The sequence below is a fragment of the Pseudomonas sp. NPDC089752 genome, assembly GCF_044748725.1.
GTDB lineage: Bacteria > Pseudomonadota > Gammaproteobacteria > Pseudomonadales > Pseudomonadaceae > Aquipseudomonas.
The window spans coordinates 153367-172459 of the sequence record NZ_JBIVGP010000006.1; the positions used below are offsets into that span (position 1 = coordinate 153367).

At 54.5% G+C, this 19093-nt stretch carries 16 protein-coding genes and 1 pseudogene; 7 read left to right on the forward strand and 10 right to left on the reverse strand.

From position 1 onward, the window contains the following. Nucleotides 1-8 precede the first annotated feature (8 nt). A pseudogene (locus tag ACIPZF_RS12030) lies at nt 9-71 on the forward strand (hypothetical protein); the annotation flags it as partial. Between the two features lie 250 nt (nt 72-321). Here ACIPZF_RS12030 and ACIPZF_RS12035 read toward each other — a convergent pair. Continuing rightward, a complete protein-coding gene (locus tag ACIPZF_RS12035) occupies nt 322-666 on the reverse strand; it encodes a YggL family protein (protein ID WP_400799210.1) in 345 nt (114 codons plus the stop codon). A 661-nt stretch (nt 667-1327) separates the two neighbouring features. On the opposite strand from ACIPZF_RS12035, the gene ACIPZF_RS12040 reads away from it, so the two are divergent. Together ACIPZF_RS12040 and ACIPZF_RS12045 are read left to right on the forward strand one after the other, a co-directional pair. Then, nucleotides 1328-1984, forward strand: coding sequence for a hypothetical protein (locus ACIPZF_RS12040; RefSeq protein ID WP_400799213.1), 657 nt, complete (start codon nt 1328-1330; stop codon nt 1982-1984). Next, a complete protein-coding gene (locus ACIPZF_RS12045) occupies nt 1984-2853 on the forward strand; it encodes a hypothetical protein (protein ID WP_400799215.1) in 870 nt (289 codons plus the stop codon). The genes ACIPZF_RS12040 and ACIPZF_RS12045 overlap by 1 nt, the downstream gene beginning before the upstream one ends. Nucleotides 2854-3709: 856 nt before the next feature. Here the strand turns inward: ACIPZF_RS12045 and ACIPZF_RS12050 are convergent. The 3 genes from ACIPZF_RS12050 to ACIPZF_RS12060 form a co-directional block, all read right to left on the reverse strand. Then, nucleotides 3710-4540 carry a DUF6602 domain-containing protein gene (locus tag ACIPZF_RS12050; protein ID WP_400799218.1) on the reverse strand — a complete coding sequence of 277 codons (831 nt, stop codon included), beginning with the start codon at nt 4538-4540 and terminating at the stop codon, nt 3710-3712. 378 nt (nt 4541-4918) lie between these two features. Further along, nucleotides 4919-5677 carry a hypothetical protein gene (locus ACIPZF_RS12055; protein ID WP_400799221.1) on the reverse strand — a complete coding sequence of 253 codons (759 nt, stop codon included), beginning with the start codon at nt 5675-5677 and terminating at the stop codon, nt 4919-4921. A 146-nt stretch (nt 5678-5823) separates the two neighbouring features. Next, on the reverse strand, nt 5824-7128 hold the full coding sequence (locus ACIPZF_RS12060; protein WP_400799224.1) for an FRG domain-containing protein: 1305 nt from the start codon (nt 7126-7128) through the stop codon (nt 5824-5826). Between the two features lie 286 nt (nt 7129-7414). Here ACIPZF_RS12060 and ACIPZF_RS12065 point away from each other — a divergent pair, with 286 nt between their 5' ends. Then, nucleotides 7415-8665, forward strand: coding sequence for an RES family NAD+ phosphorylase (locus tag ACIPZF_RS12065; protein ID WP_400799227.1), 1251 nt, complete (start codon nt 7415-7417; stop codon nt 8663-8665). A 252-nt stretch (nt 8666-8917) separates the two neighbouring features. Here ACIPZF_RS12065 and ACIPZF_RS12070 read toward each other — a convergent pair whose 3' ends face one another. Both ACIPZF_RS12070 and ACIPZF_RS12075 read right to left on the reverse strand, forming a co-directional pair. Next, entirely contained in the window at nt 8918-9394 is a 477-nt protein-coding gene (locus ACIPZF_RS12070) for a hypothetical protein (RefSeq protein ID WP_400799230.1), read from the reverse strand. Further along, nucleotides 9391-9570 (reverse strand): hypothetical protein, encoded by a 180-nt coding sequence (locus tag ACIPZF_RS12075; RefSeq protein ID WP_400799232.1) that lies wholly within the window; start codon nt 9568-9570, stop codon nt 9391-9393. Before ACIPZF_RS12075 ends, ACIPZF_RS12070 begins: the two co-directional genes overlap by 4 nt. A gap of 300 nt (nt 9571-9870) precedes the next feature. On the opposite strand from ACIPZF_RS12075, the gene ACIPZF_RS12080 reads away from it, so the two are divergent. Both ACIPZF_RS12080 and ACIPZF_RS12085 read left to right on the forward strand, forming a co-directional pair. Then, nucleotides 9871-10449, forward strand: a complete 579-nt coding sequence (locus tag ACIPZF_RS12080; RefSeq protein ID WP_122388858.1) for a DUF6037 family protein — start codon at nt 9871-9873, stop codon at nt 10447-10449. Nucleotides 10450-10572: 123 nt separating this feature from the next. Next, complete coding sequence (locus ACIPZF_RS12085; protein WP_400799234.1) at nt 10573-11397, forward strand: hypothetical protein; 825 nt, start codon at nt 10573-10575, stop codon at nt 11395-11397. A gap of 28 nt (nt 11398-11425) precedes the next feature. Here ACIPZF_RS12085 and ACIPZF_RS12090 read toward each other — a convergent pair whose 3' ends face one another. After that, complete coding sequence (locus tag ACIPZF_RS12090; RefSeq protein WP_400799236.1) at nt 11426-13426, reverse strand: UvrD-helicase domain-containing protein; 2001 nt, start codon at nt 13424-13426, stop codon at nt 11426-11428. Further along, on the reverse strand, nt 13423-15588 hold the full coding sequence (locus ACIPZF_RS12095) for an ATP-dependent nuclease (protein WP_400799238.1): 2166 nt from the start codon (nt 15586-15588) through the stop codon (nt 13423-13425). Before ACIPZF_RS12095 ends, ACIPZF_RS12090 begins: the two co-directional genes overlap by 4 nt. Nucleotides 15589-15870: 282 nt before the next feature. Between ACIPZF_RS12095 and ACIPZF_RS12100 the strand changes: the two genes are divergently transcribed. After that, nucleotides 15871-17211, forward strand: a complete 1341-nt coding sequence (locus ACIPZF_RS12100) for a hypothetical protein (RefSeq protein ID WP_400799241.1) — start codon at nt 15871-15873, stop codon at nt 17209-17211. 316 nt (nt 17212-17527) lie between these two features. Here ACIPZF_RS12100 and ACIPZF_RS12105 read toward each other — a convergent pair whose 3' ends face one another. Further along, entirely contained in the window at nt 17528-18142 is a 615-nt protein-coding gene (locus ACIPZF_RS12105; protein WP_400799244.1) for a hypothetical protein, read from the reverse strand. Between the two features lie 87 nt (nt 18143-18229). After that, complete coding sequence (locus ACIPZF_RS12110; RefSeq protein ID WP_400799246.1) at nt 18230-19072, reverse strand: MFS transporter; 843 nt, start codon at nt 19070-19072, stop codon at nt 18230-18232. Nucleotides 19073-19093 lie beyond the last annotated feature (21 nt).

Below are 19093 nucleotides of genomic sequence, written 5' to 3' on the forward strand. Positions count from 1 at the left end.
ATTGTTTCATGGCTACCAACCGTTCCCGTCGTCTGCGCAAGAAGCTGTGCGTGGATGAATTCCAGGTTTTGCTAATTAGCAAAAAATAGCTGGTTGGTTGTCAAAAATCCCCTCTCGCCTCAGCTCGATTCCAGACTGGCTGACGGGGCGTCCCCCCGGCGGGAGCCCCAAGCAATCTCCGACTCGCGCTCTTCACGTTCTCCTCAAAATCCCCTAGGCTTAACGTCAAGAACCGGCCTTGCGCTTTCGAGCGCGCATAAAAAAACCACCTCGAAAGGTGGTTTTAAGAAGCCTGCAGTTGTTCACTGCGGCAGAGCGCGATCACTTTGCAGCGTTGATCGGCTTTTCTGGGTACCAGGCGTCGAGCAGAGGGCTGACTTCAACCTTGGTCACTTCGCTACGGCCTTTGAGCCAAGCTTCGACGGTGGCGCGTTGCTCTTCGGTAACCGAGCCGCGTTCAGCCTTGCAAACCAGGCCGAAATCGTCGCCGCCGACATAGTCCAAGCCGTTGGCGTCCATAGCTTCGGTCAGGAAGTCATCGAGGAATGCATCGACTGCCTCATCATCCAGATCATCCTTGAATTCCAGGTTCAGCTCAAAGCCCAATTCCTGAAACTCGTCTACACAAAGCTTTTTGCGGAGACGACGGGAGCGGTTAGTGGCCATCAAAAAATCCTCTGAGTAATTACGGCGCGCAGTCTACCAGCTAAAACGGTCAAATGCCTGCCCTGTCCGCTTGACCGAGAAGGAAGGGCGGCGCGCTGGGCAGGCGAACAGGTCGTGAGGCGCTTTGGTTCACAGGGCGATACCCTAGTATCCTGCCCCGGAAATAAGAGCTCTTCTGATATGAAGGTTGGTAGCGGCCAATGGCTTTTCCGATCTGATCAGGTTTTCATACGTTTCCGACCTCATTTGCCCGCTCGACGGTAACGGGACGGCGTCCTTATTACAGATCATCTGTTACGAATTGCTGCCGCGCCTCAGTACGTAGGCGGCAAGGAATTGACGTCTGGCGGGACTTTTAGAAACCCCCGATCACCATCGCGCAGAGCGTACCCCGAGTCTTCGACAGGCTTACAGTGTTCCTTTTACGGACGGATAGCCTGAGAGCGAATCAAATCCCAGTTTCTTCACCTAGACATCGACGATGGCATTGGGCTACTTTGCAGTCCCCGCTTGGTCTGCACAGCTCTGCATGTGAGCTTTGAGGGATAGAATCAGGGTTATGCGGCGATCTGATCATGGCCGTCGAAACAAGCCCCATGAATAATTTGCGCCTCACACCTCTCTTGGTCGTGCGGTCGCCTCATAAGGAAAAAGCTCCTCAATGGATTTCAAAAACTTCATCATAGAAGCGACCAGAGCGCACTTTGAAAAAACCGGTCAGGCGTTGTTGCTCGCTTCTATCGGGCATCTAGCAAACGCAAAAGGGATCAAAATGAGCGATGAGCTCAACGGCGTTAAGCTCTTGCAGTTCATTGCGGGCAATCTGGGAGATGAGCTCGATATAGTGAAGTCGAGCACCTCGAATCTGGTTTATGGGGTAGTACCCAAAGGAAAGGCGTCACTTGATCCAGCCCTCACGGCTACGGGGCGTCTGCCAGAATTCCCACTCAATGATGTAAACCGGGCACTTCAGGCTGCTTTCTTGCGCCCCATCAAGCCTGGCCACAAGCGGTACGTCCTAGCCCATCCGACACTGTCATACGCTGATATCGCTCAAGATCAAACGCCCCCTGCACAAGGGATCCTCATGGAAGGTGAGTTTCTGCCAAGCCCGGAGCAGCTAGCCAATCCCGTATTACTTCGCTCCATGATTGAACGATTCGCTAACGCCTACCAAATCGAAATTGCTTACGTTCGAACCTCCAAGGCTCCAGTGGCAGATTCGCTTCTCTCCAAGATCGTTGACTCGCTGACAGAGGATGAGTTGGCGCGTGTTTCGATTCCTTTGGATATTGTGGCGAAACTGATGAGGAAGTAATGGATTACGTATTCGGGTTTGCTGGTATTCCAAAAGAGCTGAGAGACGCTGTTGAAGCCAGGAGCGCTGAGTTTGCACGGAAGGCAAAATTTTTCATTGATGCTATGCCAGCCGGTGCATCCTATCGTCAGCGGAACGTTGATTATTTCGCCGAGCAATTTCGCCAATACGCGAGCACGGACGTGCATCAGGCAGTTTCACTGGCAATTTTCTATCTGGTGAAGGACGCTGATAGCACGCGATTCTTTGTCGACTCCTTCTTCCCTCATACGCTCATGATTCCTGTGGAATGGAAATGGAATAGTGCGGATGGAGGATCCGTGGTGAAAGCCGCTAAATCGCTTGTCGCGACCTTAGTGCGGCAAGTCGCAACAGCACGCGCGGCCCTACCAGTCCTAAAGGACGAACTACAGTCACGAGCGGCCACCACGCCTTGGCTGCTTCCGCCCAAGAATTTCGACTCCAATACGTACGTCGCGACCCTGAAAAATCTTCACAAAGCGATCGGCGATGGCTTTTGCATTCAGTCTGCGCTGACGCAGCATCGCGCAACATTTGTAAAGGTGCATCCCGGGGTGCGTATCTCGGGCCGGCACAGGAACTGCTACGTGGACAACCGGGGGGTCGAGTTTCATCCACCAGGCAATGATCGCCACGGGTTTGCTCGGGATGCCAGTCAGCACGACCGACAATGCCTGCTCGCTGGTCGCTGGCGTCTTGGTGCTCCATACGATCGACTGTTTCATTACGATTGTACGAAAGGAGAGAAAAAGCTGAAGGGGATGTTCTATGGATGCCATACCCCCCAGGCGGCCCAGGAGGGCGATCCTCACCTAAACATATCACCCAATGATCATGTGAGGAGCTAGCTTCGATGAGCTAGGGCATCAGGCTTGTCGACTGATCGCCCTGGCGTGTTGGAGAGAAAACTCAACAGCTGATCAAATCGCAGATATGACAACGGCCAGATAAACTGGCCGTTGATATTCCTGATACAGGACTAAAACATTGCAAACCCAAGAAGCAGAGGCTTCTGTAACGTGTCTTATGGCTAGCAGGCCAAAGGCTGGGACGCTCCGGAACGGGCCAACCCATCTAACCTGTCTACCCAAGCTTACTCGGCAATGTTGACCGAGTAGAGCATTCGCAAGTTGCGTTCCCCTTGCACTTCATGAGTGCAAAAAGTAGCAAGCACGGGGCTTTGTGTCGAATCGCACCTTTAGGATGCGTAAGACAATGCTACCACGCACGTTTCCTTAAAACCAAATTTTTCATCAAATTCCAGACCCACATGGCCAGATAGCCTCACGGCGTCGGGAGGGAAATGATCAGACGAGCTGGTCAAGCCTCTGATTCTGCTTAGGCAAAGCATCAGCGTTCAGCTTGGCTCGTATGATGCCTCAAACTCGACGAGGAGGTGAGGCATGGCCCTCGGCGCAATCGCAATGGTTACGTTTTAGTCGTTTTTGTCCCACCCTGATCGCTCTGCTTCGCGTGAGCCGGAGTATCTAGCTTCGACTTTGCACACAAGAGGCTTTGCGGCCAAGGCGTCCAGCCGCTCAGTAGCCTTTGAGGAACCAGCCATTTTGATCAGGCGGAGGATCCCTTGCATAGGTCTTCCAGTGAGGAATCGCTGTCGGACGGCGCGACGCGCAGGGGGGAAGACCCACACCCGTGAGCTTTTTCGCTCCCTGCTTAAGCCCCCCCGTGGACTGTGCTTGTTTATCACGAAGAGCCTGACGTGTTTTTGCCCAGGTTTTCCCAGAAGGTGTCGCTCAGCGTATCCGTCCAGTCGATCGGCAACAGTTCAACCCAGCTAAGCGCTTGGAGAAGGATCACTAGACCCAGGCCGTAGGCATTTCCGGTAGCGAGCTCCCGGCAAAGAGGGGCGCCAAACTTGGTGTCGTAAAACAAGGCCGAGTGGATGCCATCTGGCCCCATGTACACGGTAGGCGTTGCGATATGGTCATTTCCCAGAATCAGCAGATCTGGGGCGTACTCACCTTTAATTTCATGCACAGAAACGTCTGACGAGTATTTGCGAGCAAAGACTGCGCAAAAAGGCTGATTCTTGAGCGGGGGGTAAGTACGAGGCCAGTCTCTGACCTTTCCGTTATAGACCGGCCCGTCCGCCAGGTAGTCCGGGTTTGAGCGGCCTCGGCGGGTGAGCACCAGTTTTTTTACTGCTTCGGCTTGGCTGACCGCCTTTTGCAGGACGTCGGTGTCGGAGATCGAGTGCTTGCATTCGATGTAGGCGAACACTGCGTCGACAGGAATCTGCTCCTTGACCGGGAATTGACGGGTCATACTGGAGCGCAAGGTGGGACTAGACATCTTGTCGTAGATGATGAGGTCGTCCCCAGCCTTTTCACCATTCTTCGCCACCACGAAGCCCCGGCATACACCGTATTTGGCGGGAAGTAGCGACTCCAGCAGATCGCACATGGCTATCTCGAACTCATCCCCTAGGTCGAAATTGTAGATAGCCTCGATGTCCTGCAAGCGTGCCTCAACCTTCCTGGCCAACCTCTCGATGTATCCGCCGTACGAACTCATTGATTTCCCTCTACCCGGTGGCAGCTTGTATGTGGAGTTTCCTTGATCCTACTTCATGTAGGCGGTGGCCTTGCGATGTTTGAGGTGACGATCGGGCAATATCATTCGCTGGTGGGTCATGTAGTGCAGCTGAACGTGCTCACACAGCGCTCCCTAGTCCTTCGCAAAATCCGAGTCGTGTTCCTTGCCGGGGGGGGGCGTGTGATGCCAATCGTCACGCTACCCAGCCCCATGCTGAGGTCGACCAGGCGCGGCATCAGCTAGGCAGATGTATTGAGCTTGGCGAAGGTCTAGCCTTCTGTCAGATGCAAATGCCAAAACGCTTCACTGAGCGCACGGAGAGAAGGATGAAACCCAAGAAAATGATTGGACAGTGGCTTACCGAGCCGCCTTTCTCTTCGACATGAAATCGATCAGATCTTTAACGACAGCGTCGGCGGCTGAATCGCTGGATAGATCTGCTGCGCGAATCCTGCGGACTTCCACGCCTTCCCAGGTCAGTGGAACCAAGCGCTTGTCGGCCTCGGCGGGGGACTCACGATGATAGGTATCGCCGTCGACCTCAATGATGAAGGTGAGCCCCTTGTAGACGACAACGAAGTCAGGTTCCAGGCGGTTGTAAAATTTGCCAATCCGGACGAAGACGGGAAGTGGTGCTACTGCCAACTGGGCACGTGTCAGGGCAATGAAAAGCGTAACCTCAGCTTTCGATCGAAAAAGCAGCCCCTGATGCTCCCGGGACGCGATGTTGTCACTCCGAACTCGTCCCTGATTGGTGACGCCTTCGCCTTTCACATAACGCAATGCTTCATCTCGCCAGTCGTCTGGAGCCTCGCCAACACGAGGTGCGATGGTGACGCCGGAGAGATCATCATCTGTGAGCCTGGCGTAGAAGGGTTTCACGACGTCGCTGATCGCCATTGATGTGGTTTCGCGCTCTGCTTCTGTCATCGCGTAGTACAGGGGGACGGGCAGTGCGATCATGAGCTGCCAGTAGTTCACGCCGAAATTGGTATCGACCAATTCCAAGCTGCATTCCCCTGAGACGAGCACTGCTATGGCACGTGCATCGCCAAGCATCTTGAACGCCTCGACGGCACCGGCTGCGAGGTCTTCCATGTTGAAGGGTGGATACATCGTTGACCAACTCCTCTGTCGACTCAGCGTAGATAAGAGCGAGCCTCAGCAAATTCGACCTCTGGGCCTGCATCTGAATATGGGAAAGATAGCGCATTGGCATCCGTGCTCTATGGCAATCTGCGTGGCTGCTCCAACATGCTTTCCTACTCGAAGTTTTCGGGATTTCGCAAGAACTCTTCTGCGATATGCAGCGCGCTGATGTGCTGAGCGTGAGGGATGGGATTGCCGCATGCACAATCTGTGGGCTGCGCTTCCCGTGTCCAAACGCCGCTTGGCTGTCTGCGATATGTCCAGCCCGTTATGAAGCCAGCGCCGGTCAGTTGTAGTCCAGGATGTCTGACAGTGAGTTCACAGACCTCAAACAGGTCAGACCCGCGAGGCATGATGCCAACGCCCTTCTGGTAGAGGGTCAGGTGATCGTGGGTTGGATGCTTGATAAGTGTGTCAGCCTCGAATGCTACCGTGCCGTTCTCCTTGATCAGCTTCTCGATCTCAGGGAAGCGAAGGGGCTTAGCCCGGTCGGCTGAGCCATAGAGCACGATGTCCGGAATTTTGACGACGATTCCGCCGTGAGGGTCTCCATCGATCGAATTCTGCGTATCCAGAATCCTGGTGCCCCGATAGAACGCCGTTTGCGCACATGCGATCTTCACGTAGCTCGGATGGTACTCCGGAAGCTCCAGTGCTCGTTTGAAGATGGGCAGATCTTTGAGCGCTGCTTCGGATTTGATCTCCTCCCAAGGCAACCCCAGCAGCGATTTCAAGATCGGATCCTCAGCGGGAGAGGGGAAGAGAGCGTTCGTGTCGATTAAGCCGCGGCCAGCGGCATACTCTTGCAGTACGTCGTTTGGGACAGTGATCTGTGCGAGATAGCAGTTCTGCGGAATCGGCTTCTGCAAAGGGCCAGGAAGCCAGGCTGACTGAGCTACGGTACGTGGCCTAAAACCCTCAACGGTCAGTGTGGCCAGGTCAACCAAGCCCACTTGGTTCGCGGCCTGTTTGTTGAGGACATACAAATGGCCAGTCCCAATCGCCGGAGCATAATGGGCCATGCGCTTTCTGACCATTACCGACTGCTCGTCGACGTCTTCACTAAGTTCCAGCGTGGTCTTTTCTGTGTACTTGTGACTTGCGAACCACGCGGCCACGGCGGGGTTGGAAGTGCAGTCCACGTAAAACGAACGCCATCCGTAATGCTGAAGAAGCGCCTGCTGAAAGCCAAAGTCTTCTCGGTGCTGGGTGATGTATGCATCCAACACTCCTTGCGAGTAACGGCACCACTTGAGCATTTCGCGGGGAATGCACCCTTTCCTGTCAAAGGACGTTCCGATGGAGGGGGCACCTTTCTCGCCGTAATGGGAGGTCTGGCCACGAAACAATACATCACCACCGAAGCTCGCCATGAGTTCGCTGAGCTCGTCGACGCTATTCGCTGCATATTGCTTCATGCTGCCTCCCTTGCGGTATCGCGTATGGCATTCGTTTTTGCCTGTGTTATCACTCCTGCCGAAATCCTACTATCTCAGATTCCCTGCTACTCCCTCACCCCAAAAACCGCTGAAATCCCCCTCCCTCTATTCCCCACTCGCACACACGACAACAGGCCTACGGACGCATTTGCAACCGAGATCAAGCGGGGTCGCTCACCAGCAGTTGGTTGCAAGGGCATCTTCGGCGATCATGGCGACCCTCTGAACACTTGGCGTTCCGCCGCGGCGGTGCAGAACGGAATAAATGAGGAATCACATGGCTTCCAGTGCTCATCAAGATCAGGTCTGCTATACATGTGTGCAAGATGCTTATCTGGGCCGCCAGATCAAGCGTACCGGAACATCCACCATCTGCACCTTGTGCAGCGCCACTAGAAAATGCATCCCTTTATCCAGCGTCGTAGCAAGGGTCGAGGGGATTCTTGATGCGTACGTTATTGAGGGCGAATACTTTCGTCGTTTCGCTGATTGGGGCGACAGTCAGGAAGGTGACAGCCTTGATACTTGGGTCAGCGCGATCTTCGACTGTGACAACGTCGAGCCGATCGTGGAGGCCGTATGCGATCGCCTAGACAGCTATAGTCGGGACACCAACTATTCCAAGCGGATTTACAGACTGGACGACATCGGCCACCAGTGGTTTGAGTTCCAGCAAGGGATGAAGCATGGTCAGCGGTTCTTCAACGACAGTGCCAAAACGTTCCTAGACTGGATTTTCAAAGATTTGTACAAGTACTCAGCCTCCTCTGATGAAGAGGTTGTGGTGCGCTTGCTCACTCCGGAGGACGCTCCACCTATCTATCGGGCTCGCACCTGTATGACCTACACGGACGTTGGCGGGATTGCGGCCAATCCGGCGCGCAATCTTGGTGCTCCCCCGAAAGAGAGGGCTGCGGATGGAAGGATGAATCCTGCTGGGGTTCCAGCGTTCTACGGTGCATTCGAGCGCGAAACATGCATTGCTGAATTGCGCCCACCAGTGGGTGCTACAGTCGTTAGCGGTGAATTCAGGTTGAACAGGATGGTCAGAGTCTTGGATTTCGGACGGTTCGAGAAGGCAGATCTTGGCCCGGCGCCGAGCTTCTTCGATCCGGAGCATCACGCCAAGACAGGACGCCGGGAATTCCTGAAATACCTGCACAACGAGATCACTGTACCCGTGTTGCCGGGGGCTGAACGTGACTACCTGATCACGCAGGTCATCGCGGAATACCTGGCAACCCACTGCAAGCCTCGGATCGATGGGGTGATCTTCAAATCCGTGCAACAGAGTGCCGGGAGCAACATCGTGCTGTTTTCGCATGTAGCATGTGCTGCTGAATCATCCTTTGGACGCTTGCAGGATCGCTACGGCATTGGGATGTCTGAAGGGCCTAGTATCGAGTATGTCAGTGGCAGTCTCATCCACCACGCTATCCGTGAGGTCAAGTACCAGGCTGATGATGAATCCTTGCCTGAGGGCAAGCCAACGTTGATGCTAGAGTCCGACTTCTGAGCGGCAAGCCTCACTCAGGCTCCCTCGATCGGGCAAACTTTGCCTTAGCTGCATGGCAAGCGGAGGCACCGGCAGGCATAAGCAAAGTGGCCATTTGTCCATCCCTGCCAGCCTCTCCTTCATCATGGGCTCTTGATCAAAGAGCTCATCGCATGGAAGCAACCTGGCTGGGGCTGTTCCACCGCAGCTGAGTTCGATTAGCAGCACCATGCAGCGCTTTTTGGTGATAACAGCAGCTCGTTGCCAATTTTTTCACAGGGTAGCCCATAACTGCTTTTCCACCCTGCCAGTTCGACCATCCCCCCACTCAAGCTTTACCAGGTGCTTTGACTTTGTATCCATATGAACGGCTGCAATTAGCTCAACCGACTGATGGACGTCGAGCAGTTGAAGCGGAAATTTGCTTTCAATGTCGCTCTCAAGGATGACCTCATTGCCTTCAGGGAAGTCAATTGTTACGTGGTGCGCAGGGGCTTTTCCTTTGTTGAAGACCTTTAGCCGGTATTTGCTATTGCCCAGCTTCAGGAATGTCGCCCCTAGATCGGCCTGCTTATCCAGCTCTACACCAGCGGCCTCTTTTTCCAGGAGCAGCTCATTCAGCTGCGCCTGGCTCTTGATGACCTCTTGCTGACGGTTGTTGAACTGAACGGTTTTGAAGGTGGCGTACACGGAAAAAAGCAGAGCCAGGGTGGCGATGATATCTCCGGATTCGAAGGTGACGTTGATCATTTGAGCTTGAACCCTTTGCTGCCCTTGAACGCTTTCTGAAGACGCTTACGCAGATCGTCGGCTACTGCCTTCGAGATCTCTTTCTTGATCTCTCCAAAATGCTCCTGGACGTTTTCCTCGTTCTCGCGGCACAACTCGTCCTTGCTGATCACACGCTCGCAACCAGTACAGGTCACGCTGAGACTCTCGGGTGATTCGCTTTTGAACGTCGTACCAGCACAGGTTGGGCAGTGGAGGGGGATCGTGCGGGAGTGCTTGTCCAAATTCATACCAAAGCCTCAGTGAAGTCGTGTCGCTTAGATTAGCCCATCATGGGAGAGCTTTCTGTGACAGAGGATTGATCAGGGTATAGGCTTGCTGCCTGAATTTTGATGGCAAGCAGAGGGCTGCAGGGCGACGCGCTATGGCCCGTGCCCGCTTGTCCATCCTGGCAAACCTCTCCATCATCATGGGCTCTCGATCAAGGAGCTCATCACATGGAAATGACTTCGCTAAGGCTGCTCCACCGCAGCATGATTTCGATTGGTAGCGATATGCAGCAATTTTTGGTGAGAACTGGAGCGGCGAGTTTCGACTGCCTTTTCTCCACGCGGGACACACCCTTTGTGCTGACGCTCACAGCCCGAGGGAAAGCACGAGGGTTTTTCCGTTTCGACGTCCTGGCAGGCTATCGGATTCGTGATTACCTGGGCGATATGTACGGCGACCTGCTGGAGGTTCTCAAGGAAGACGGTACTAGCGGGCAACGCCTGATCCCCAAAGAGTTCCTGGCTCAACTCAATGATGCCATTCCCACTAAGGCCACGGAGAAGGCGCATCCAGCCCCTCCTGACATCGTGCGCTTGCGACCGGACATCATCGAGGACAGGGAAAAGCCTTTCTTCAATTGCTGGTCATACTGGACGCAGGGCCAGAAACCTAGTGCTGAGAATCAGCACAAAACGCTGCTTCTTTTAGGCCCTGATGCGTTGCGCCACAGCCAGGAGCGCAGCGCCTCATCTCGTTGGAGCTCTACCGACACGGGCGGATCATGGACTAAAGATCTTTCGAAATAGCCAGCCAAGCTGCCGGGCGTTGAGCAGGTACCTATTGAGGGTGGAAAGAATTTCCAATAGGTACCGAGCGCTTTCGCTTGAGGCGATAGCCTATGCGCACTTCCTCCAACCAGGTATACCCGAGTGTCCTACGCACCCACCGAAGCTGTTCAACACTGCGAAACCCTTCTGCGCGAGATGATGGAAAGCTTGCAGGCCGACAATATTTGGCCAAACGTACAGAGTATCATCGCAAGCATGCTGAAGCGCCGTATCGAACTGACTGAGGTCTATGAGGAGGTTCATGCGTCCCTCTCTCAGAAGCCCCGAGCGCTCTACATGTTCTGGGACGTCTTCGTCCATGCGGCTGACGGCTGGAACCCTGAGAAGAACCGAGCTGCTCGGCAGGCTCGGGAAGACTTGATCGGCGTTAACACGCAAATCAGCGAGCTCGCTGATCAGCTAGCCGCACTGCTCGACCGCCGCGATGACCTTCACAACTACTCGGGGTTTAGCTCCAATACCCAATCCCAGATCCTGGATATCGTCCACGAGGCCTCGGAGCACAATGGCCATTACGAAAGCTACGTGAAGGAGGATGTTGAGCGTCTGCAGTATCGGTACGATTCCAAGTATTGGCCCAGCTTAAGTGAGGTTGTTCAGGCTATCGGTACCGATGCCGAAATGGCAGAAGTGACTGCCAACGATCCAGCTACTGAAGCTGCGACTGCCAGCCGTAAATCGGGCCGTTCAGATTTTGTGAGAGCGTTTCTGGCTCGTATTGATGACAACCGAGTGCGCGAGTGTGGCTTCATACCTAACAGATTTGCACTCTCTGACGGCAGCTTGGCATCGCTCGTGAACTGTGGGCTTGGCTTAGCTGTGGATGAGTTGGTGGACGCTGATTTCATCAAGCGCTTCCGGCAGCGTGAGCGTCAGGTGAAAAAGGCTGAATCAGTATCAGCATGATTCTTCAGGGCTCGACGAAGTCTGCTGCCTACAGGTGCTGGATATCCCAGCCCTGCTCGCGAAGCTGAACGCAGTTGGCCTCGAACACTTCTCCCTCGCCGAGTGTTCGCCTGCTGATGGCCAAGCACAGCAGGTGCGTCGGGCGGGTCATCGCAACATACATGGCAAGCAAGCGTTGGACGATTCTCTTACCCAGCCTGGTACCGCCGTGGCTTTTCTGCCCAGCCAGCCATGGCAAGAGGGTATCGATGAAGTGTTCGTAGTTGTAGGTTTCGAGTACAAGCGTTGCGGTATGGGTTTGCCCCTTGCAGGAGTGAATAGAGCCGAGCCTGATGTCCAGGACACCCTGATCTTGAGTGCTCCGGAAGGTATTTACTGGAAGCTGGACAGCACCTTCTGGTAGAGCCTCTCCATCCTCCGGCACCCAAGCGAGGTATCCCTGAGCTGCCTCCGGCTGTTCATGGGTATCGGCCAGGACAGACGCTAATGACCAGAAACGCTGAACGAAGGTTGCCCAGGACTCGTCGCTGAGGACATGAGACGCAAATAGCAGATCAACCACCAGCTTTTGGTAGCTAGCCAAGTCGTTCAGGTCGGTGAACAGCTGCTGGACTTGAACGTGCTGTCGACTTCCCACCTTGATTCTGGTGTTGGGGTTGGAAAGGTTCACCAGGTGCAGAAGCCCTTTGGCGATCTCTTCGACGCTGTGGTGAACAGTATCGCTCTTGGCGAGACCACGCTTGGCTTGACGAACACGCTCGATCAGAGTGGGGGGACGGTACGCTACTACAGCTGCATCGCGGTCATAACCCTCCCAGTAATGTCCGACCGTCTTGGGGTAGTGCAGCTGGTCTGTGTCGTCAGGTTCGATATCTTTGTGGGTGTAGCCAACGGCACTGACGATCGCCTTGTCGTGAAGGGACACTGGAAGCTGTTGGAATGCGAGTCGCGCATAAGCATCCAATACCGCACTACAGTCCCCATCAGGAAAAACAAAGATGGTGTGGCGAAGCGGCCCTTGTCCTCTCAGGCTGCGACGCCCTGAGAGCCTGCCTGCGACGGCATGTAGGGCCAAAGGGTTTGCCAGTCTGGCAATCGACTCATCGAAGCGAAAGCTGCTGGAGATATCGAGTGCTCGGCTCCGATCTGGGAAATCACTGCCATTGGTATGGGTGTCCGATTCGAAAATCGCCTGATTGCAGTCGCCAACTCGAACCACGCATATTGCCGGATTTTCACGGTGAAAAATGGCGCTGAGGTACTCGTTCTGCATCGCCGAGGTGTCCTGCATCTCGTCGATGAAAACGCATGGGAAACGGTACCGCAGTCCTTCAGCTACGCTTGGCCGCGAAGCCAGTTGAGCACTGCCCAGCACAAAGATTTCGTCATAACAAAAGTACCCTCGCTTTGCCGTGTCCACGACTGCCTTGGCCATGATCTGGTAGCTCTGAGTACCTGGCCCGCAGGGAAGGTTTCCTTTGGAGACCCGGATGCGTGGGTTGGCAAAATCTGCATTGGCTAGCCGCAGCAATGACGTATCGAAGGTTCTTCGGGACAAGAAACCCCGCAGGAACCGCTTGTCCTCCGGTGGCAAAGACCTGAACCGCATTCGGTGGGTTAGCTCATCATCGATTGCGGTGAAACGGTATTGAGCGGAAAGGAGCCAGGGTGTTGCGAGGAAGCGTCTGACAAAGCCATGAATCGTGTCGATGTAGTGAGGGTAACTCAGCAGCCTACGGCCAACGTCGGTATTCCCGAGGCGGTCTTCGATTTCATGGCGAGCGACGTTGGTGTGGGACAGTACGCAGATCCCACGTGTGCGGCTTTTCCATTTACGGGCAAGAATTGCGAGCTTGGCGACCACCAGAGTGGTTTTCCCGCTGCCTGGGCATGCCGACACATCGAGCGTTTCCCGAGATCGAAGAAATGCCAGGCGTTGCTCATCCAGGCCCTCCAGCTTCATGAGGCCAGAGACCCATTCGATGTCCTCGTCCGTGATCTCTGCCACTAGGTCGCGGAACGCGGTCATGGCGTTTGGCCCTGTGATTGAAGCTGCGAGGTTTCGCTCTGGGGTATTTCCAAGCGAGAGGTAACATACGTGATCGCTTCAACTAGGTAGCCGGGGAGCCGCTCAGCCAAGCCCTCAGGGCTCACCACGATCCTTTGATAGCGCTGCTCCAGGATGTCCACGAGGTACTGAGCTGTGATCGCCTTGGAGGCAATCTTGCGGTGGAACAGGTCATAGATAGTTGAGCAGATTTGCTCAGCTGTCATACCCGATTTTTGAAGTCCCTCGTACTCAGAGATTGCTAGCGTGATTACCTCATCATGCGTTATCCGAAGAGCATGAATGGCATCGTCCTTCGCAGCCAGCCGAGCGGCTACCAGAAGCTCACGGGCCATGCCGCTAAAGGCCAAGTCGTACTCCAGTGTCCATTGTCCCGCCACGAACGTTTGTACGTTCTGTTCGTCGTTCGCTTTGCGCGAGTTTCTCCACTCAGTCAGCCGTCGAAGCCGGGTTTCCTCATCGGGGCCGAAGTCGCTGATCGCTCGCCACTTCCGCCTGCCATCATCCCACTTGGGGTCGTCATCATTTTCGACCAAACCGAGAATCTGCGGTGCGCAATTCGGCATGACGTCCATGTCTGAGATGCAGGCGACTGGAATTTTGAGAATGCCATGCTCCGGGTGCGCACGTTGAAGGATCCGGGCATATCGCCCCAAGCCAACGCCCCCGACGTTCACCACCGAGACGCCATGGCGGGTCAGGTCTCGTCCGAGCAGCTTTGCCAATGCTGGTAAGAGGATGGCTTCAGCATCGCCCTCGACGACCAGGAGGCCGCGTGCGAAGAACAAATTTGCCTTGGTCACGTCCAGGAAGCGGGCGAGGAATCGATAATCTCCCTCATCCAGCTTCGTGTGTTTTTTGCCGAGCGAGTAAGCCTTTCGACCGTGCATGAGCACGAGGTTGTCCAAGGCGATCTTGGAGCTGAGGTTGGGTGAATGGGTGGTGAGGATGACTTGGACAGGGCGCGTTTCGCTTTCCTGGTTGGCCTCATTTGCAGTCGAGCCATCCTCACCAGAGGAGAGAGAAGATGGAGTCTCCGTGCCTTCGCTCCATGGCAGAGGGTCTTCCTCTTGCTGATCGCTCAACGTCGGTTGACCAACTGGGGATGAGATGGGTTTAGGCGTCGCTGCATCAGTCAGAAACTCCATCAGGCGAAGTTGTCGCTGTGGATGAAGATGGGCCTCGGGTTCTTCGATGAGCAACAGAGGCAGTCCGTCTGGCTCCTTGCCAAGCAGCAGTAGCTCACACGCCATGAACAACAGATTGTTAGAGCCCAGTCCGTACTCGCCACGACCCTCTCGTGATCCTTGGTCGAGCAGGCTCAGTTCCATCCGCTCTAGGATCTGTCGTAGGCGAGCCGACTCCGAAATGCCCTCAACAAAATTGATGCGTCCATGTAGCTCATCACCTTCAAGAGAGAGGTGGGACAGGTAGTTGTTGTTGACCGAGTGTTGGGCGGCAGCCACACCTGGATGGAGATTTACCAGGTGCCGTAGATAGCCCGCCAAACCAGCAAGGCTCAGCGAGGCAGGGTTCTCAAGCGGATTGTCGATATCGAACCCGGTGCCATCTTTGATGCTGGGGAAGTTTTTGAGAACCTGAGAGAGGCGCGATCCACGCCCTGGAGACATTTCTCGTGTCGCATCACGAAGGGGACGCAGGTATGCGGCAGCTAGCAGCTGGCGGACGTTGGTATCGATGCTTGGGCCACCGCCGCTATGGCCACTGCGCACAGCAATATCAACCCATCGACGGGCGAGGGCATCGTCTGTGAGTCTGCGGGCAGTCCAGTGGATGTAAACGACCGCAGCTCCACCGTTGAAGGTAACGTACTCCGACAGCGCGCCCTGATCTGCGACAGACAATTCCGAAAACTTGGCAATGATCGTGATTTGGTTCGCCTGCGGCCCTTCCTTCGGGATGTGGAAGTCTTCAGGTTGCAAGCGTACGTACTCTCCGTCACGCGTCTGGAGGACGAATCGCAGGGCATCGATGACCGACGATTTACCTGCGTCGTTCTCTCCCACCAACGCCGTGACGCCCTTGTTGAATTCGATGACGAGGCCGTTCGTGTCGGCGCCGAACTGACGAAAATTCTGAACCTTCAATGCTGACAAATACATCCGTGTGTTCCTGTCACAGAGGCTTGCGGGGCTGTAGGCCGGTCAGCGAATAGTGATGGAAACCGTGCTGGCTATTTGCTCTTCGGTAAAATTTCAATGCGTACATTGCAAATCAGCCGATGTCTCGATAGTCTCTGAGCTGCGCAAGGTAGGCGCACCTCACCCGTCAGTGGCAGCTCGCAAGGGCACTACCTGTAACATCACGATCTCCTAGGCCATGATTTTTTTGCGGCCCCAGTAAGACGTAGGCGGGTGGCGTTGGACATGGGGTTGGAGAAAATTATGAGCACACCATCCTCGCTCCCTGAGCGCATCAGTGTTCCCAAAACCCTGCCCAAGACACTCAAGGGCATCAAGAAACGAGCCAAGAAAATCTGCCTGCCCGGTCAAAAGCATGCTGAGGCGCTGGATATCGTTGCGCGTCAACTCGGTTACCGCGACTACTATCAGGCACAGCAGAAATTGGCATCTGGGGAGGTAGTGCCGGAAGCGGCAGTCCACCAAAGCCAGCACTCAGTCTTTCTCTCCGCCTACTGGCGGGACACGGATACCAGACCTCGTTCAGCAGGTTGTGAAACACTGGAAATCGTTCTCCCGCGTCCGCTGAACAGCATCGTGTCGAAGCACCAAGCAACCTACGCCCGCAACCTTGAGGGGTTCCGGCAAGAAGCGGCTGACCATTTCGAAATGATCTCCAATGCGAATAGCCAGGCTCGGGCTTGGGAGGTGCTGGTTCGCGCGGCGCTCACGCTGCAGTTCATGGAAGTAACTGGACTGCGCCCGGCCACCTCCCAGAAACAAAGGCAAGCGCTTGAGCTGCTCACGGACTTTCCATTGAAAGACCACGTTTCTCTGTGGATCGATCCTGCATCGGGCACGTGGGTCGCGTTGGACGAGCCCTATGGGCACGTGAATGATGTGTCGAACGTCACGAAACGCGCTGCCTGGATCTCGGATAAGGCGCTGCACCTCTCAAAACCAGTCTGGGCAGGCCTGTACTACCCGGATAACGCTGTACCACATCTTATCTCCCCGACCGAGGCTTTAGTGATCAAGATCACTGAAAGCCTCGAAGCACTGTCGCCAATTGCAACAGTGCCCTCCGAGGATCAACCGTGGTCTGGTACTTCCGAAGCCTACAACGCTCGGTTCACAAGCCCAGCGAGGAAAGCGAGTGGTGTCGCTCGACGGGTTCGTCCTGGCACCACTTATGGCTTCAGCAAAGGTGCCGTCGAATATCACCGGGAAGCCGGGCGTCCGGTGCTCTGGCGTCCTGAAAAGCCATTGAGCCAGCCTGATCACAAGCGGGTTGGGGTAGAGCTTCAGTGCCTAATGATCTCGCCTATGCCGTTCAAGGCATATGACAAGGTTCGCACGTGGTGCTCGACTCTGGAAAACTGGATGTTCATGGAGTACCGAGAGGGCGATCGTGAGGCGGGTTTCTACGAGACCTATTACGGCGGCGAACCTTCCAGGTATTCGTCGACAAAGGATCAAGTCTCCGCTCTGAACCGTGTCATTCAGATCGTTAGTGATGGGTATGGTGAATGCAAGCCCCGCCGAGACCTGTTGAAGGATCTGCAAGGCGCTATGGCGATCATCGAAAACCAAACTGCTCTGTAGTCACCTGAAGCGGAGAAACTAGGCGTCTACCGCCAGGCATGGCTATGGTGGTAGGCGACCTATGGGCAGCGCGTGTACGAGCTCCCGCCATCGGCCTTCAATGAAAAGGATGTGTCACGTGAACTTGATGCTTGTCAGCGCTGGATTGGTGGCTCAAGCGGGGCGAGTCCGGTGATGTCCTTGATCCTAACGGTAAGGCGATTTTCAAACCAGGCACCAGTAAGCTATCGTTAAGAGGCTGAGGGTGATGTGAGCTTATAGGTGCCTTTGCTTGCCACAAGAGAAGGGGCGTGGCGGCGGTGCCCGGCGCTCCGTGTTACGCGACTGTTTCAGGTGCACTTGCTGGCGACGTTTTTTTCACGATGTCCTTGATGAACCAACCACCAATCAAAGCTACTGCTGAAGTTGCTGTACCGAGAATTAACATCAAAATACCCCATAGTCGGTCATATTCCGACTTGGAGGACGCTGCATTGTCCGTGACCTGTTTGGCAAGCGTGTCATGATCTTTGCGTAACATCGGGACAGAGAGGGCTTTTTCCGGGGAGTTAGAAATAGCGCCTTCTAAAATGCTCAGCCGATTGTCGAGTGATTTTAGTTTTTCTTCAAAGGACTCTACTCTAAACATTGTTTGAGTTTCTGAAGGCTGTGCTTGGAGGTTTTTGAACGAAGCCCTTAGAGAGTCAATCTCTTCCCGCATCGCCTCGTATTCGGTTTTTTTTACGTAAATTTCTTTGGTGGATTCAGTGAATTGATAAACCTTTTCGGATATGGATTTGTCCTTGATGCCTATGAATTCATTGAAACTTGCCAAAGATGTTATTCCTGCGGAAACCGTTCCAAGAGCAACGACAAATACCTTTAAGAAAAAGCTAACGTTTTCCTTTTTCTGCTTTTTCCTGACTCTCAAATATTCTTCAGCAGCGCCCACACTCTTCCCTCAATCAAAAAATAATGGCTTTTTAGTATCATATCAATTTTGAAGCGTGCGGTGAAGGCCGGGCGGCTTGGAAAACAGCTAGGGGAGCGAACAGGGCTGGGAGGGGCTCAGGCTGTGACCTGTTCTGTCCCGCCTCCGGCCAAAAGCGAATAGTAAATAGGTCAAGTTGGAGCCAACGATGCTCGCTTCTTTTAAGGTGGGCGCCAGATAAGTGTAGGCTCCAAAGTGCGCAGCATGACCCAGATATGCCATGGCCAAACTGATGATTGCACTTGGATGTTTTAGGAATTTCAGATGGTTGCTGAGCTTGAACTGCTTTCCTGATGGTAGTTTGGGTAGATATAAAAACTGAAGCAGTAACGCAATGGCTCCAAGCACAGCGCCGGCAAGGAACGTGATACGCCAAGACGTAGCATCGCCAATGAGAGTGCCCAGAGGCAGCCCTAGAATCATGGCCGCTGTGACGCCAGCGAACACCGCAGCTGCTGCCTGATGAACCTTTCCTGGCGATGCCACTCGGCTCGCAATGCTGAGTGCCATAGTCCAGGAGGCGCCGAGACAAATGCCTAGCAAAGCTCGACCTGCTAGGAGGAATTCAAATGTAGGCGCCATTGCACATACGATGCTGGATACAACGAGCAGCAACGCCAGTGCAAGCAGTACAAGCTTTCTGTCCGCTTGACGGATTACTGTAGCTACAAATAGTGCTGAAACTGCTGCAAATATCCCTGGTAACGTCATCATCAGTCCTGCAACTCCTGATGACACATCAAAGTTAGTTGCGGCTTCGGGCAGGACGCCTATTGGTGCAAATTCGCAGGTGACTTGAGCAAAGGTGCCGAAACCCAGTGAGGCGACAGCGAGGGCACTGCTATAGGAAGGAGCGCAACTTTCTTCGATGGGCGGAGGTGTTTCGTTCATAGAGCTCATAAAATGTCCCTG

What these genes read in the sequence shown, in the direction of transcription:
- ACIPZF_RS12100 (WP_400799241.1), top strand. Translation starts at nt 15,871, where the DNA reads ATGAGCACACCATCCTCGCTCCCTGAGCGCATCAGTGTTCCCAAAACC.
- ACIPZF_RS12040 (WP_400799213.1), top strand. Translation starts at nt 1,328, where the DNA reads ATGGATTTCAAAAACTTCATCATAGAAGCGACCAGAGCGCACTTTGAA.
- ACIPZF_RS12050 (WP_400799218.1), bottom strand. Translation starts at nt 4,540, where the DNA reads ATGAGTTCGTACGGCGGATACATCGAGAGGTTGGCCAGGAAGGTTGAG.
- ACIPZF_RS12035 (WP_400799210.1), bottom strand. Translation starts at nt 666, where the DNA reads ATGGCCACTAACCGCTCCCGTCGTCTCCGCAAAAAGCTTTGTGTAGAC.
- ACIPZF_RS12060 (WP_400799224.1), bottom strand. Translation starts at nt 7,128, where the DNA reads ATGAAGCAATATGCAGCGAATAGCGTCGACGAGCTCAGCGAACTCATG.
- ACIPZF_RS12065 (WP_400799227.1), top strand. Translation starts at nt 7,415, where the DNA reads ATGAGGAATCACATGGCTTCCAGTGCTCATCAAGATCAGGTCTGCTAT.
- ACIPZF_RS12095 (WP_400799238.1), bottom strand. Translation starts at nt 15,588, where the DNA reads ATGTATTTGTCAGCATTGAAGGTTCAGAATTTTCGTCAGTTCGGCGCC.
- ACIPZF_RS12045 (WP_400799215.1), top strand. Translation starts at nt 1,984, where the DNA reads ATGGATTACGTATTCGGGTTTGCTGGTATTCCAAAAGAGCTGAGAGAC.
- ACIPZF_RS12070 (WP_400799230.1), bottom strand. Translation starts at nt 9,394, where the DNA reads ATGATCAACGTCACCTTCGAATCCGGAGATATCATCGCCACCCTGGCT.
- ACIPZF_RS12090 (WP_400799236.1), bottom strand. Translation starts at nt 13,426, where the DNA reads ATGACCGCGTTCCGCGACCTAGTGGCAGAGATCACGGACGAGGACATC.
- ACIPZF_RS12055 (WP_400799221.1), bottom strand. Translation starts at nt 5,677, where the DNA reads ATGTATCCACCCTTCAACATGGAAGACCTCGCAGCCGGTGCCGTCGAG.
- ACIPZF_RS12110 (WP_400799246.1), bottom strand. Translation starts at nt 19,072, where the DNA reads ATGAACGAAACACCTCCGCCCATCGAAGAAAGTTGCGCTCCTTCCTAT.
- ACIPZF_RS12080 (WP_122388858.1), top strand. Translation starts at nt 9,871, where the DNA reads ATGGAAATGACTTCGCTAAGGCTGCTCCACCGCAGCATGATTTCGATT.